General features: G+C 63.8%; 15 protein-coding genes. 7 read left to right on the top strand and 8 right to left on the bottom strand.

All coding sequences use genetic code 11. The annotated features are described in order from the left end of the window. Positions 1-65 precede the first annotated feature (65 nt). Both murD and FPZ08_RS10310 read right to left on the bottom strand, forming a co-directional pair. Positions 66-1355, bottom strand: a complete 1290-nt coding sequence (gene murD / locus FPZ08_RS10315; RefSeq protein ID WP_146289935.1) for a UDP-N-acetylmuramoyl-L-alanine--D-glutamate ligase — start codon at positions 1353-1355, stop codon at positions 66-68. After that, on the bottom strand, positions 1345-2676 hold the full coding sequence (locus tag FPZ08_RS10310; RefSeq protein ID WP_146289934.1) for a MurL-like N-terminal domain-containing: 1332 nt from the start codon (positions 2674-2676) through the stop codon (positions 1345-1347). Before FPZ08_RS10310 ends, murD begins: the two co-directional genes overlap by 11 nt. 146 nt (positions 2677-2822) lie before the next feature. Between FPZ08_RS10310 and FPZ08_RS10305 the strand changes: the two genes are divergently transcribed. Continuing rightward, positions 2823-3245 (top strand): YciI family protein, encoded by a 423-nt coding sequence (locus FPZ08_RS10305; protein ID WP_146289933.1) that lies wholly within the window; start codon positions 2823-2825, stop codon positions 3243-3245. 17 nt (positions 3246-3262) lie between these two features. Then, positions 3263-3685, top strand: a complete 423-nt coding sequence (locus FPZ08_RS10300) for a YciI family protein (protein ID WP_146289932.1) — start codon at positions 3263-3265, stop codon at positions 3683-3685. Positions 3686-3688: 3 nt separating this feature from the next. On the opposite strand, the gene FPZ08_RS10295 is transcribed toward FPZ08_RS10300, so the two are convergent. Next, positions 3689-4582 (bottom strand): metallophosphoesterase family protein, encoded by an 894-nt coding sequence (locus tag FPZ08_RS10295; protein ID WP_146289931.1) that lies wholly within the window; start codon positions 4580-4582, stop codon positions 3689-3691. 111 nt (positions 4583-4693) lie between these two features. Here FPZ08_RS10295 and FPZ08_RS10290 point away from each other — a divergent pair, with 111 nt between their 5' ends. Then, a complete protein-coding gene (locus tag FPZ08_RS10290) occupies positions 4694-5170 on the top strand; it encodes an NUDIX domain-containing protein (RefSeq protein ID WP_246132851.1) in 477 nt (158 codons plus the stop codon). Positions 5171-5304: 134 nt separating this feature from the next. On the opposite strand, the gene FPZ08_RS10285 is transcribed toward FPZ08_RS10290, so the two are convergent. Further along, the gene (locus FPZ08_RS10285) at positions 5305-6264 is read right to left on the bottom strand and encodes a glutathione S-transferase family protein (protein WP_146289930.1); all 960 of its coding nucleotides are present in this window, start codon (positions 6262-6264) and stop codon (positions 5305-5307) included. A 349-nt stretch (positions 6265-6613) separates the two neighbouring features. Here FPZ08_RS10285 and FPZ08_RS10280 point away from each other — a divergent pair, with 349 nt between their 5' ends. From FPZ08_RS10280 to FPZ08_RS10270, 3 genes are all read left to right on the top strand, one after another. Further along, entirely contained in the window at positions 6614-7171 is a 558-nt protein-coding gene (locus tag FPZ08_RS10280) for a GNAT family N-acetyltransferase (RefSeq protein WP_146289929.1), read from the top strand. Between the two features lie 197 nt (positions 7172-7368). Continuing rightward, on the top strand, positions 7369-7995 hold the full coding sequence (locus FPZ08_RS10275; RefSeq protein ID WP_186767293.1) for a CoA pyrophosphatase: 627 nt from the start codon (positions 7369-7371) through the stop codon (positions 7993-7995). Next, the gene (locus FPZ08_RS10270) at positions 7992-9176 is read left to right on the top strand and encodes a CCA tRNA nucleotidyltransferase (protein ID WP_146289927.1); all 1185 of its coding nucleotides are present in this window, start codon (positions 7992-7994) and stop codon (positions 9174-9176) included. Before FPZ08_RS10275 ends, FPZ08_RS10270 begins: the two co-directional genes overlap by 4 nt. Before the next feature lie 148 nt (positions 9177-9324). On the opposite strand, the gene FPZ08_RS10265 is transcribed toward FPZ08_RS10270, so the two are convergent. From FPZ08_RS10265 to hemF, 3 genes are read right to left on the bottom strand one after another with little or no spacing between them, the layout of a single operon-like run. After that, entirely contained in the window at positions 9325-9522 is a 198-nt protein-coding gene (locus FPZ08_RS10265; RefSeq protein WP_146289926.1) for a DUF1059 domain-containing protein, read from the bottom strand. 56 nt (positions 9523-9578) lie between these two features. Then, positions 9579-10751 carry an AAA family ATPase gene (locus tag FPZ08_RS10260; protein WP_146289925.1) on the bottom strand — a complete coding sequence of 391 codons (1173 nt, stop codon included), beginning with the start codon at positions 10749-10751 and terminating at the stop codon, positions 9579-9581. A gap of 1 nt (position 10752) precedes the next feature. Then, complete coding sequence (gene hemF, locus FPZ08_RS10255; RefSeq protein ID WP_210246872.1) at positions 10753-11625, bottom strand: oxygen-dependent coproporphyrinogen oxidase; 873 nt, start codon at positions 11623-11625, stop codon at positions 10753-10755. A 274-nt stretch (positions 11626-11899) separates the two neighbouring features. Here hemF and FPZ08_RS10245 point away from each other — a divergent pair, with 274 nt between their 5' ends. Then, a complete protein-coding gene (locus FPZ08_RS10245; protein ID WP_146289922.1) occupies positions 11900-12700 on the top strand; it encodes an alpha/beta fold hydrolase in 801 nt (266 codons plus the stop codon). A gap of 5 nt (positions 12701-12705) precedes the next feature. Here the strand turns inward: FPZ08_RS10245 and FPZ08_RS10240 are convergent, their stop codons facing one another. Beyond that, a complete protein-coding gene (locus FPZ08_RS10240; RefSeq protein WP_246132850.1) occupies positions 12706-13203 on the bottom strand; it encodes a tRNA (cytidine(34)-2'-O)-methyltransferase in 498 nt (165 codons plus the stop codon). Between the last annotated feature and the right edge of the window lie 180 nt (positions 13204-13383).

The following is a 13383-nucleotide window of genomic DNA, read 5'->3' as shown; positions in this document are numbered from 1 at the left end:
GTTGAGCTTGCCGCTGATCTAGCGCCGGAAAGCGGTTTTGGGCACCATGCTTTATTTGCGCCGTATCAGCCAAAAATGGCTTGCGCCAATTCGACAAATCGTCGCCCGCGTTCCTCGAAATTCTTGAACTGGTTATAGCTCGGCGCGCCCGGCGACAGGATCACCGCATCAAAATCCTGGCGATGTCCGTGCAGCGCCCGCATGCCCGCTTCGAGGTCGGGCGCTTCCAGCACGGTAACCTGTGGTGCGGCTGCGCGCGTCGCCGCCGCCAGCCGCGTTCCGGTTACGGGCAGGCAGGTCAACGTGGTGACGCCATAGCCGGCCAGCAGACCCGCCAGTTCGGCATAATCCTGCTGCCGCTCGTGTCCCCCCGCGATCAGCGCCAGCCTGTGGCCGCGATAGGCCGCCAAGGCCGCCTTGGTGGCTTCGGGCGTGGTCGAGATCGAGTCGTTGACGAAAATCATGCCGCCGAAGCTGTGTTCCTCCAGCCGATGGGGCAGGGGCGTGAAGGCGGCGATGCCGGCCACCACGCCGTCCAGCGTGCCGCCTGCGGCCAGTGCGATCTGCACGGCAAGCCTGGCATTGTCGAGATTATGCGCGCCCTTGAGGCGCGAGCCGGCCACGGCCTTGTCGATCGAGGCGGATTCTGCCGCCGTCAGTTCGCGGACCAGCCGGTGCGGATCGCGCAACGCCCGTGTCACCAGCGCATTGCCCCTGGCCGCGGTGCCCAAAGCCACGGCAAAGCCGCCATCGCGGTCGATCAGGTGCAGCTTGTCGCGATAATAGCGCTCCACCGAGCCATGCCAGTCGACATGTTCGGGGTAGAGATTGGTGAGCGCGGCGATATCGGGCAGGAAGCTCATATCCGAGGTCTGGTAGCTCGACAGCTCGAACACCACGACCTTGTGCCGGTCGGCGATTTCGAGCGGCGCCAGCCCCACATTGCCGGCCAGCCCGGCATCCACGCCGGAGCGCGTCAGCATCAGGTGAACCAAAGTGGCCGTGGTCGATTTGCCCTTGGTGCCGGTAATGGCAATCACCGTGCGGTCGGCGCCATAGGCCGCGCCCCACAGATTGAGGTTCGACGTCACCGGAATGCCGGCATCGCGGGCGATGTCGAACACGTCCTTGTAGCGCGACACGCCGGGGCTCTTGACGATCAGCCCGAAGCGATGCGCGCGGATGGCGGCGGGCAGGTCGGCCGGGGCGATGATTTCGGTCTCGGCAATATCGGCCGCGCCGCTATCGACGGTGACGAAAACTTTCAGGTCGGGCTGGCGGGCTTTGAGAAAAGCGCGCGTCGAACTGGCCTCGCGGCCCGCTCCGTAAAGCAGGACCGGCTCTTCAAACCGCATATTCGGCCACCCTGGCGGCGAGCGCCGGCGGAATGTGGTGGTCGTGGCTGTCGGTCAGGCATTCGGCCATGGCCAGTTGCAGTTTCGGTTCGCCATATTGCGCCAGCAGGTCCGCCTTCACCGCCCGCACCACGGCAGTCTCATGCCAGTCGGCATGGCGGGTTAGCGTATAGAGGCAGGCCGCCGCTTCGAGAATTTCGCCCACGCATTCCCATGGCTTCTGCCCGGCGAGGCCAGCCAGTTCGCGGAACGAGCCTTCATTGGCTTCGATATCGAGCAGGTCCTTACCGAAGATGGAGAGCAGCCGATCCTTGGCCATGAAGGGCGCAAAAATCAGGAAGACGAAGTGGCATTTCGGGCATTCCCCGCACCAGAGCGGACCATCATTGCCATCAAGCCGGAAATTGCGGTTGCAGCTCGAAAACACGCGGTCGAACTTGGTCTCATGGGTGAAGAGCGAAGCGATCCGCGCTTCCGAATAGGGCCGCAGGAGCGAGAAATATTTGAGCGCTCCCCCGGTCGCGTCGCTCAGGATCGAGGCGATCAGCAGCTCGAAGCCGAGCGATTTGGAATATTGGTGATTGGTCTCGCGCCCGTCGAAGGTGACATTGCCCTCGCTGGCCGAGCGCTCATTGCTGAGCACGATCTGGTTATAGCCGTAGAGCAGGGCACACAGCGCCGCGATCATCGAATTGATCGCCGTCGAGGGCACGTGGCCGTTGTAATAGCCGGGCTCCTTGCCCAGCCGGATCATCTCGGCGTCCAGCGTCCGCGTCACATAGACAGGCTTGGTGCCGATCTTCTCCACCGAGGTCAAAATCGGCCCCTTGGGATTGACCGCAAAGGGCGTGAACTCCACCCCGGCATGGACAAGCAGGTCCACGCTGACGAGCGAATCCTTGCCGCCGCCAATGGGCAGCAGCGTCCGGTTGGGCAGGCTGGGGGCCGGCCTGGTTGCCTCGGCATCATCGGGCGCTGAAATCGTCAGCTTGCCGAAGCGCATCAGGTTGTTGCGGGCATAGAATTCGCCCAGCCCGTTCTCGTAGACATCGATGGCAAAGGCGCGCTCGGCCTCGGTCAGCGGAATGGCCGGAGCGGCAATCTCGAAGGGGGCCTTGAGCTTGAAATAGCTCACGCCCAGCACCACCGCGGTCAGATCCAGCAGCTTGCGGAATGCCGGGCTCTGTGCGGCCGTCGCGTCGGCGCCAGCGGGCAGGCCCAGCGTTTCGGTGAAGTTGAGGCCATCGAGGCCATAGCTGAAGCGGGCTATGCCCGTCGCCGGGTCGAAAGTGGGGCGCTCGATGTGGAATTGTTCGGTCACGGCCTGGATCACTCGCGGGGTTGATTGACCATATAGGTGATTTGCCGCCGTGGCGGGAGTGGGGCATTTTTTATGTCGAAATTGGCCCTTCTCGTTCGTCGCACTATCATCAGGCCCCATTGGGGGTTCAAAAGAGGAGAAAATCCATGCGCGTGGTCGTTTTCGTCAAGGCAACCGAGGATAGCGAAGCCGGGGTCCTGCCGCCGGGCGACCTGCTGGAGCAGATGGGCAAGTACAATGAGGAACTGGTCGATGCCGGCATCATGCTGGGCGGCGACGGTCTGAAGCCCAGTTCGCAGGCCAGGCGCGTGGCCTTTGATGGCCTGGGCCGCACGGTGATCGACGGGCCCTTCGCCGAAACCAAGGAGCTGGTGGCCGGCTACTGGATCTGGGAAGTGCGCGACATGGATGAGGCCGTAGCCTGGGTCAAGCGCTGCCCCAATCCGATGCTGGGCAAGAGCGAGATCGAAATCCGCCCGGTCTTCGAAATGAGCGACTTTGCCGAGACCATGACCCCCGAAGCCGAAGAGATTCACAATCGGGTGCGGGACAAGGAACAGCGGCGCTAGCCGGCAGAGGGCAAGCCATGCGCGTAATGGTATTCGTGAAGGCCACGCCGGAGAGCGAGGCCGATGTCATGCCGGGCAGCGACCTGCTCGAGGCCATGGGCAAGTACAATGAGGAACTGGTCGATGCCGGCATCATGCAGAGCGGCGGCGGTCTCAAGCCGTCCTCGCAGGCCAAGCGGGTTGCCTTTGACGGCATGGCAAGGACTGTCATCGACGGACCCTTCGCCGAGACCAAGGAACTGGTGGCCGGCTATGCGATATGGGAGGTGCGCGACATGGACGAGGCCGTGGCCTGGGTCAAGCGCAGCCCCGATCCGATGTTCGGAGAAAGCGTGATCGAAATCCGCCCGATTTTCGAGATGAGCGACTTCGCCGAGACAATGACCCCGGAAGCCGAAGCGGTCCACAACCGGGTGCGGGACAAGGAGGAGGGGCGGTAGCCCTCAGCAGATCCGCATCTGCAGGCGCATGACGATATCGCTGCCCAGGCGCTGGAAGCCGTATTCGCGCATGGTGCAGCTCCAGTTGCCATCGCCCGTCCGTTCGATGCGGAACAGGTTATAGCGCGCCGGGTCGTCCAGCGTGCCACCCTGCGCGGCGCTGGCGGCGGCGACGCCGACCACGGGCACTTCCTTGTCCTTGCCGGGAATGGAATGGATCGAGGAGCGGTGCGTGTGGCCGTGCAGGATCAGTTCGGCCCCATGCTCGGCAATGACCTGGCGGAACAGCTTGTGCCCCTTGAGGCCGAAAGAGGGGTGCTGCAGTTCCGGATTGGGCGGGTGATGGATCAGTACGGTGCGGAAATAGCCGGCCTCGCCCATCAGCCGCAAAATCCGGCCCAGCCGCTCGGCCTGTTTCTCGTCGAACCGGCCCACGGCCAGGAAGGGCCGCGTCGGCACGGCGCTTGAACACGAGATGATGGCCAGCTCCCCCACGCGGCGCACGAAGGGGAAGGCGGCGTCGTCAAGGGTTTCCCCCTGCAGGTATTCGCCCCAGCTCTTTTGCGCCGACTCGAGCGCGCCGGGCACATAGGCATCGTGATTGCCGGGGCAGGCGGCCACCCTGTCCGAGCCGCCAAGCGCCTGCAGCCACTGGGCAGCGCGGTCGATCTCGAAGGGCAAAGCCAGGTTGACCAGGTCGCCGGTAACGGCAATGAAATCGGGATTCTGCGCCCGCAGATGGGCGACCAGGCTGGTCAGCGTCTCGCTGTTGAGCTCGTCATGGCGGCGCAGTTTCCAGTTGAGATAGCCGGTGAGCCGCTTGCCCAGCAGGTCGCGCCAACCGACGTCGGGCATGGGTGACAGGTGAATGTCGGAAATGTGGGCGAGGGTGATCATCGGGGGCGTAATGCCAGAAGGAAACGGGCAAGAAAACGGTCAATCGCCGCAACACTCAATTTTGTCGTCATCAAGTCTCTGCTACCGGTAGGCCCAGAAGGAGTATTTCCGATGCAGATGAATGGCAGGCAGCGGCTGACGGCCAAGGTGTTCCTGACCCTCAAGGGCCTGTGGCATCGCATGACGCTGGGCGCGCGCGTCATGGTGGTCGATGGCGACAAGGTCTTGTTGATCCGGCACACCTATGTGCCGGGCTGGCAGTTTCCCGGCGGCGGTGTCAGCCCGGGGGAGACGCTCGAACATGCCGGCGCCCGCGAAACGCTGGAAGAAACCGGCTATCGTGTCGTGGGGCCGATGGAGCTGTTCGGCGTCTACCACAATGCCAGCACGGTCACCGATCGCGACCATGTCGCCTTCTACGTGGCCAAGAGCTTCGAGCATGCCTTCGAGCGCAAGCCCGACCGGGAGATTGCCGAAGTCGGCTGGTTCGATCGCCGCACCCTGCCCGAAAAGGTGACGCCGGCCACCAGCCAGCGGATCGACGAATATTTCGACGGCGCCCCCAAGCGCGAGATTTGGGGGTATTGAGGCACGCCCTCGTGGTTCGAGGCGCTAAAGAAGCGCACCTCACCATGAGGGCTACTCTTGGTGCGGTGTTTCAGTAGCCCTCATGGTGAGGTGCGAGCTCTTCGCGAGCCTCGAACCACGAGGGCGTGGCGCTTCTACTTCAAAAACGGCAGATCCGGCCCGATCGGAATAATCCGTGTCGGATTGATCGTGATGTGGCTCCAGTAATAATGCGTCGTGATGTGGTCGAGATCGACCGTCTCCTTGACGCCAGGCACCTCGTAGAGTGCCTTGAGATAATGGCTGATATTCTTGTAGTCGGCGATGCGCTGCCGGTTGCATTTGAAATGCCCGACATAGACGGCATCGAACCGCACCAGCGTGGTGAACAGCCGCCAGTCCGCCTCGGTAATGGTGTTGCCGGTCAGATAGGGCGTTTCGCCCAATAGACCCTCGACCCAGTCCAGCGCCTCGAACAGTTTTGCCACCGCCCCGTCATAGGCCTGCTGCGTCGTGGCAAAGCCGGCCTTGTAGACGCCATTGTTGATGTCGTCATAGACGCGGGTATTGATCTCGTCGATCTGGCCGCGCAGGGCCTCGGGATAATAGTCGTCCGTATTCCCGGTCAGCTCGTTGAAGGCCGAGTTGAACATGCGGATGATTTCCGAGCTTTCATTGGAAACGATCTGCCCCGTCTGCTTGTCCCATAGCACCGGCACGGTCACGCGGCCGGTATAGTCCGGCACGGCTTGGGCATAGACCTGCCACAGGTAATCCTTGCCGAAGAGCGCGTCGCCGGTCGAACCCTCGTCCTGACGGAAGCTCCAGCCGGTTTCATCGGGCATTTTCGGCGAAACCACCGAGACCGAGATCAGGCTTTCGAGCTCCTTGAGTTTGCGGAAAATCAGCGTGCGATGCGCCCAGGGACAGGCCAGCGACACATAGAGGTGGTAGCGCCCCGCTTCGGCCTTGAAGCCGCCAGTGCCGGATGGGCCGGGGCTGCCATCGGCGGTGATCCAATTGCGGAAGCCGGCCTGGCTGCGCTTGAATTCGCCGCCGGTCTTTTTGGTGTCATACCACTGGGTGGACCATTTTCCGTCGATCAATTGTCCCATGATCGCGCCCTTTCCGTCATGTTGTCGACGCCTTGTCGGGGTCAAATCCCCCAGCGTCAGTTGCGTTGCCTGACACATAGTCCTTGCCGACGCGAGCGATAAGGCGGCTCTGGAGTAACGAACCGTTGTGCATTTCAGACACAGGCGCCTGCGCCTCTTGAAAATCGGGGTGTCCGCCATGACTTTTCGTTTTACGCGAAGCCCCTGTGGTGCTAAGCGAATTTCAGGCGTGGAGGCGCCCAGGATGGTGAAGGTTCTGCTGGTGACACGACGACCGTAAGCGGTCTTTCGAAACGGTACCCATAGGGGTGCCGGTCTCACTTACGCATCCTCATTCTGGATCATCGTCATGACCCTCGATACTGCGCCCTCGGCCGCTGCCGCTGCTGTCTCCGCCTCGCCCTTGCGTGTGCCCACCGTGCGTCCCGCCACTTCCGCCGATGATGCCTTCATCGAGGAGTTGCAGGCTATTGCCTTCGGTCCCGGCCGGTTTTCCAAAACCGCCTATCGCATCCGCGAGCGCTTTCCCATCGATCCGAGTCTGAGCCTCGTTGCCGAAGTCGATGGCACGGCCTGCGGCTCGGTGTGGATGACGCCGATTTCCATCGGCGGCATCAATGGCTGGATGCTCGGCCCGCTGGCCACCCATCCCAATTTCCGCAAGCTGGGCGCCGGCAAGCTGCTGGCCCGCGAAGTCACCAAACGCGCCCTGGCGCGCGGTGACGGCCAGTTCGTCATGCTGGTGGGCGACCGCGACTATTACTGCCCGCTGGGCTGGGAGCCGACCGCATTGGGCAATATCGAATTCCCCGGCCCGGTCGACCCCACCCGCGTGCTGGTCTTCGCCGAAGACAAAAGCCTCGCCACCGCGCTGAGCGGCCCGATTGCGGCGTGGATCCAGGGGTAATTTTTAGCGGATACCCCCTCCCAACCTCCCCCTGATAGGGGGAGGAGCCGCGCGGTGGTCTTGGCAATATTGTGCCGCAAACTCAATCTGTTCCTCCCCCTATCAGGGGGAGGCTAGGAGGGGGTACCCCCTTCGGGTAGCCATTTCCTCCCGAACTGCACTATCCTCCCCCTCCCGAACCCTTTTCCGGTGCCTCCTTGTCGTCCGACGACGCCATCATCACCCGCCTGGCCACGCGCCTGCTGACTGCCCCACCGCCCTGGCCGGCGGCGGAAGCGCTCGTGCCGGATTGGGCGCCGGAGGAGCCGTTCAGCCGCCCGCCTACGCCGGCGGCGGTGCTGATCGCGCTGATTCGGCGGCCCGAGGGTCATACCGTGCTCTATACCGAGCGCTCGCCGGATCTCCGGGCCCATTCCGGCCAGGTGGCCTTTCCCGGCGGCAAGGTGGATGCCGATGATGCTGACGTCGCGGCCGCCGCCCTGCGCGAGGCCTTCGAGGAAGTGGGGATGGAGCGCGCGGACGCGACTGTGCTCGGCTTCATGCCGACCTATTTCACCGGCACCAATTATCTCATCACCCCTGTTGTCGCCACGGTCGAGCCCAGCGGCCCCTTCGTGCCCAATCCGGGCGAAGTGCATTCGGTGTTCGAAGTGCCGCTGCAGCGCATTCTCGCCAACGAGGCCTATGGCCAGTTCCGCATCAAGCGCAATGGCCAGGAACACCGCACCTGGCAGATCGACCATGATGGCCACCGCATCTGGGGCATCACCGCCAATCTCACCCGCCGCTTCCGCGAACTGGCGATGAGCGAGGCCGTGCCATGAGCGATCCACTGCGCGATGCCGAATGGCTCAATCGCCCCGAGGTACAGGCCATCTTCGCCGCACTCGACGGCGACAGGCGCCGTACCCGCGCCGTGGGCGGGGTGGTGCGCGACACGATCATGGGCCGGCCGCATAGCGGCGATATCGACATGGCCACGGAGCTCCTGCCCGACGAGGTCATGGCGCGGGCCAAAGCCGCCGATATCGCCTGCTACCCCACCGGCATCGACCACGGCACGGTGACGCTGCGGCTGGGCGAAACCCTGGCCGAAGTCACCACCCTGCGCCGCGATGTCGAGACCGATGGCCGCCATGCCGTGGTGGCCTTCGGCACCGATTGGGTCGAGGATGCCGGCCGCCGCGACTTCACCCTCAACGCGCTCTATTGCGCCGCCGACGGCACGCTTTACGACCCGCTTAATGGCGTCGAGGATGCGCGCAACGGCACCATCCGCTTCATCGGCGACCCGGCCCGGCGCATCGCCGAGGACGGGCTGCGCGTTTACCGCTTCTTCCGCCTGTCGGCCAGCCATGGCGGCGAACGGCTGGACCCCGATGGCCTCACCGCCTGCGCTGCCGCCGTGGGCCAACTCGCCCATCTGTCGCGGGAGCGCGTCGGCAGCGAAATGCTGCGCATGCTGGCTTTGCCGAAAATCGCGCTGACGCTGGCGGTGATGTCGGAAATCCGCCTCCTGCCGCTTGGCGACGCCACCCAGCGCGCATTGGTGGCCTATGAAAGCATTGGCGGCCAAAGCCCCGCCACACGGCTGGCGCTGATCGGCGGCGACGATCTCGATGCCCTGCAATCGGCCTGGCGGCTTTCCAACGAGATGCTGGCCACGGTCCGCGCCATCACCCGCGCTGCCGAATTGCTATCCGATGACAGGACCGCCGAAGCCGCCTACCGCCATGGCGAACAGGCCGTCGAAGGCCTCGCGGCTGCCGCGTCCCTCAACCATTGGGGGCCAGCCCGGCTGGCCGAAACCGCCCGTGTGCTGGGCGCCACTGTCGTGCCGCCCTTCCCCGTCACCGGACACGATCTTGCCGGCCTCGGCATGGCGCCGGGACCGGCCCTTGGCCAGGAACTGGTCCGTCTCGAAGGGGCCTGGATCGAGAGTGGTTTCACGCTCGGCAAAGCCGAGCTACTGGCGCTGGTCAACGCGGGATCGAAATCCCGGTAGTCCAGCAGCCCTCATGGTGAGGTGGTACCTCGTTGTGAGGTAGCCCAGTAGCCCTCATGGTGAGCTTGTCGAACCACGAGGGCGTGGCATTGCAGCCTCCACTCGCTCGACCTCGTGGTTCGACAAGCTCACCATGAGGTCTTTGCCCTTAGTGCTTGGTCGCCTTGCCCGCACCGACATCGACGATACGCTCCTTGATGCGCTCGATCATGTCGGGCCGCACCTCGGTTTCGCCGTGATAGGTCCGAAGGTTTTCCACCGCGCGGCGCACCACTTCGGCCTCGCTTTCCGCTTCGGCATGCCAAGTGGCGCCGGGAATCAGGGAACTGGATTCAAAGCGTTTCATGTCTTTCCCTCCTTTGTGCCAAGGCACAACGCCCGCGGCAGGGCAGGGGTTCCCCCTCAGTCGTCGGCGAACTCGCCCAGATTGCCCAGGCCTTCCAGCCAGGTGCCGTTGTCGTCGCGCACCACTTCGCGCGGCAGCACGCCGCTTTCGGCGGCGATGGCGTCGGCCAGGTCGCGGGCATGGGTGACCACCCAGACCTGGCTGCGCTCGGCCGCCTTGACGATCAGCCGCGCCAGCATCGGCAACAGATTGGGATGGAGGCTGTTTTCTGGCTCGTTCAGCGCGATGAAAGGCGGCAGTCGATAGGAGAGCAGGGCGCCCGCCAAAGCGAGGAATTGCAGCGTGCCGTCGGAAAGCTCGTGCGGTTCGAAGACCCGCTTGGGCATTTCGGCATAGCGCATGCCGAAGCTGGCGAATTCGCCGACCTCAGGGATGACCAGTTCCGCGCCGGGAAAGGCATCTTCGATCGCCCGGTCGAGGTCGATCCGGTCGCCCCGGATATGGTGCAGTGTCGCCAGCACGGCGCCCAGATTGCTGCCGTCCGAGGCCAGCGAAGGCGCCGTCACCGCCCGCGATGGCCGGCGCAAGGCGGATTCGGCGTCGGTGCGGAAACCGTGAAAGAACCGCCACGCCACCAGCCCATCGCGCACCAGCGCAATCTCGGAGCGTCCGGACAAAGCGGCCAAGGCCGTCTCGCTGGCCAGCAGGTCGTCATTGGCCACCTCGCGGCGCCCGCTCGCGTCGCGCGCCCAGGCCACGCCGCCCTTGCGCTCCATCAGGCTGACCGTCTTGCCGCGCTGCTGCCAGTCGAGGCTTTCGGTCCGCACCTGTGCTTCGCCCGGAAAGGCCGCTTCCGTCTTGGCGGGGAAGCCCGCTTCGAGCCGATAGGTCGGATCGAAGCTGCCATCGCCCAGATCGGCGAAACTGGCGGCCAGCCGCAGCTTGTTGCCCTCGTCCTTGCGATAGCCGTCGGTGCGATACATCGGATCGAAACTGCCGTCGGGCGACAGGTTCCTGCCACCCGCCCAGAAGATCGAAGCCAGCCCGCCCTCGCGGGCGATTTCGTCGGCCAGCGTGCCGCGCGCCGCCGCCTGCAGCAATTCCAGCGAGCGGTAGAGGTTGGTCTTGCCCACGCCATTGCCGCCCACCAGCACCGTCAATTGCCGCACCGGAAACCGGATCTTGCGGACCGAACGATAGCCGATGATCTCGACGGCAGAGAGGGGCATGTCACGGCCAGCGCACTTCCGGCGGCATGGAGGAGAGGATCGAGTTCACATTGCCCCCGGTCTTGAGCCCGAATGTGGTGCCCCGGTCATAGAGCAGGTTGAATTCCACATAGCGCCCGCGACGCACCAGCTGTTCATGCCGGTCCGCTTCGGTCCATTCCGTCTCGAAATTGCGCCGCACCAGTTCGGGATAAATCCCGAGGAAGGCCTCGCCCACCGCCTTGGTGAAGTCGAAATCGGCGTCCCAGTCGCCCGAATTGTGGTGGTCGTAGAAAATCCCGCCCGTGCCGCGATGCTCGTTGCGATGGGGCAGGAAGAAATACTCGTCGCACCAGTCCTTGTAGCGCTGGTAGTCGACGCCGGGTCGGCCTTCGCAGGCCGCGCGCATGGCGGCGTGGAAATCCACGGTGTCCTTGTCGTCCTGCACCCGACGGCGATCCAGCACCGGGGTCAGGTCGGCGCCACCGCCGAACCACTGCTTGCCCGTCACGATCATGCGCGTGTTCATATGCACCGCCGGCACATGCGGGTTCCACGGATGCACGATCAGCGAAATGCCCGAACTCCAGAATTTGGCGCCTTCTTCGGTGCCCGGCATCTGCTTGGCGAAATCGGCCGAGAATTCGCCATGAACGGTCGAGATATGCACGCCCGCCTTTTCGAACACCCTGCCATGCAGCATGCCCATTTCCCCGCCACCGCCGGCGGTGCGATCCCATGGCGTGATCTCGAACCGGCCTGCCGGCATATGGGCATTGGGCCCCTCCACGTCGGCTTCGATGCTCTCGAAGGCGGCAAAAATCCGGTCGCGCAGGGCGCGGAACCAGGTCTGGGCAGTGGCCTGCTTGGCCACGATGTCGTCTGGAAGTGTCATAGTGTCAGTGAAATGGACCGTCATGTGAGCCCTGTAAAGCTGTTGCTCGGCGTTTTTCTGTCCCCAGCATAGCCGTCACTGCTTCCAGCGCGTTGATCCAGCGCAAGCGAATTTCGGATTGGTACACAAAACCCCCTTGACCATAACTAAAAGGTTATATAGCTATTTAGTTACGAACGAGGAGCCAATCATGTTCAGGCAATTGCTGACCACCCTTTCCTTCGTCGCGGCCCTAGCGGTTGCGACCCCATCCATCGCCCAGGGAGAAACCACAATGAGCACCCCCACGACCACCGATCGCGTCGCCGTCAACGGCGTCGAGCTGTATTACGAAATCCACGGCGAAGGTTCGCCGCTGGTCATGCTGCATGGCGGCGTCAACCCGTCCGACATGTTCGGCGCGCCGCTGGCCGAAATGGCCAAGACCCACAAGGTCATCGCCATCCATATGCGCGGCCATGGTTTCAGCACCGACAGCGACGCCCCCTGGAGCTACGAACAGATGGCCGATGACGTCGATGCTCTGCTGGGCACACTGGGCATCGACAAGATCGACGTCATGGGTTGGTCGCTGGGTGGTGGCGTCGCCTATCAACTGGCCATCCGCCATCCCGAGCGGGTGGGCAAGCTCATCGCCATCTCGATGAATGTACGGAACAACGGCAATTTCCCCGAGGTCGAGGCGGCGTTCGAGGCCATGCCTGATATGGCGGCCCAGATCGCGCAGGGTGTCGCCCAGTCGCCGCTTGGCGCGCTCTATCCCGATGCCGACTGGGAAACCATCTTCCGCAAGACCGGCGAGATGAACCAGCATAGCTATGACTGGTCCGCCGATATCGCGGGGATCACCGCCCCGACGCTGCTGATCTTTTCGGATGCCGACATGATGCATCCCGAGCATATCGTGGAAATCTACAAGCTGTTCGGTGGCGGCACGCGTGATGCCGGTGTCGATGGCGCGCTGCGGCCGACGTCCAACCAGCTCGCGATCATTCCCGACACCACCCATTATGACCTGATGCTCAAGGCGACCAAAAGCGCCACGGACTATGCCAACGCCTTCCTCGCGAAATAGGCCCGTCAGCGCAGGCCGGCGAATCCGCCGGTCTGCCGCCTGGCTTCCCCGAGGACAAGCGTCGCGGCCAGCGCGACATTGATCGAGCGCATTCCCTCGCGCATGGGAATGCGCACAAGCACATCGCAGGCTTCCGCCACCGCGTCCGGCACGCCGGCGCTTTCGCGGCCCACCATCAAGATGTCGTCCGGCCCATAGTCCACCGCATAGGCCGAGGTCTCCGCCTTCGTCGTCAGCAGCACCAGCCGCCGCTTCTGATCCTGCCGCCAGGCGTTGAAGACAGTCCAGCTCACATGCTCCTGCACCGCGGCATGGTCGACATAGTCGAGCCCCGCCCGCGCCAAAGCCCTGGGCGAGAAAGGGAAGCCGGTGGGGTGGATCAGGTGGATGGTCGTGCCCAGGCAGGCGCCCAGCCGGATCAGCGTGCCGGTATTGTTGGCAATGTCGGGCTGATAGAGGGCGAGATCGACCGGCATGGCTGATTCTTTTCGATTGTCGGGCATTTGCCGGCTCCTCCTACAGGCGCAAGCCGGGTGGGGTTGGGTATAGTGTCGCACTTCTCGGGTGTCACCCTTGGGTGCACTGGACAAGTTCCTGTGACAGTGCAAAAAGAACCGCAACTGACGGGCCGCTTGAGGGCGGACGGCTGCCGATTCTGCCTATGCGTGAAACGGTTTGCTACG

The organism is Devosia ginsengisoli (genome assembly GCF_007859655.1).
Lineage (GTDB): Bacteria > Pseudomonadota > Alphaproteobacteria > Rhizobiales > Devosiaceae > Devosia > Devosia ginsengisoli.
This window is presented reverse-complemented; position numbering and strand designations above follow the sequence as displayed.

Bases quoted from the DNA above. Each gene is read 5' to 3' on its own strand.
- murD (WP_146289935.1), bottom strand. From the start codon at position 1,355: ATGCGGTTTGAAGAGCCGGTCCTGCTTTACGGAGCGGGCCGCGAGGCC.
- FPZ08_RS10305 (WP_146289933.1), top strand. From the start codon at position 2,823: ATGCGCGTGGTCGTTTTCGTCAAGGCAACCGAGGATAGCGAAGCCGGG.
- FPZ08_RS10300 (WP_146289932.1), top strand. From the start codon at position 3,263: ATGCGCGTAATGGTATTCGTGAAGGCCACGCCGGAGAGCGAGGCCGAT.
- FPZ08_RS10295 (WP_146289931.1), bottom strand. From the start codon at position 4,582: ATGATCACCCTCGCCCACATTTCCGACATTCACCTGTCACCCATGCCC.
- FPZ08_RS10290 (WP_246132851.1), top strand. From the start codon at position 4,694: ATGCAGATGAATGGCAGGCAGCGGCTGACGGCCAAGGTGTTCCTGACC.
- FPZ08_RS10285 (WP_146289930.1), bottom strand. From the start codon at position 6,264: ATGGGACAATTGATCGACGGAAAATGGTCCACCCAGTGGTATGACACC.
- FPZ08_RS10280 (WP_146289929.1), top strand. From the start codon at position 6,614: ATGACCCTCGATACTGCGCCCTCGGCCGCTGCCGCTGCTGTCTCCGCC.
- FPZ08_RS10270 (WP_146289927.1), top strand. From the start codon at position 7,992: ATGAGCGATCCACTGCGCGATGCCGAATGGCTCAATCGCCCCGAGGTA.
- FPZ08_RS10265 (WP_146289926.1), bottom strand. From the start codon at position 9,522: ATGAAACGCTTTGAATCCAGTTCCCTGATTCCCGGCGCCACTTGGCAT.
- FPZ08_RS10260 (WP_146289925.1), bottom strand. From the start codon at position 10,751: ATGCCCCTCTCTGCCGTCGAGATCATCGGCTATCGTTCGGTCCGCAAG.
- hemF (WP_210246872.1), bottom strand. From the start codon at position 11,625: ATGACACTTCCAGACGACATCGTGGCCAAGCAGGCCACTGCCCAGACC.
- FPZ08_RS10245 (WP_146289922.1), top strand. From the start codon at position 11,900: ATGAGCACCCCCACGACCACCGATCGCGTCGCCGTCAACGGCGTCGAG.
- FPZ08_RS10240 (WP_246132850.1), bottom strand. From the start codon at position 13,203: ATGCCCGACAATCGAAAAGAATCAGCCATGCCGGTCGATCTCGCCCTC.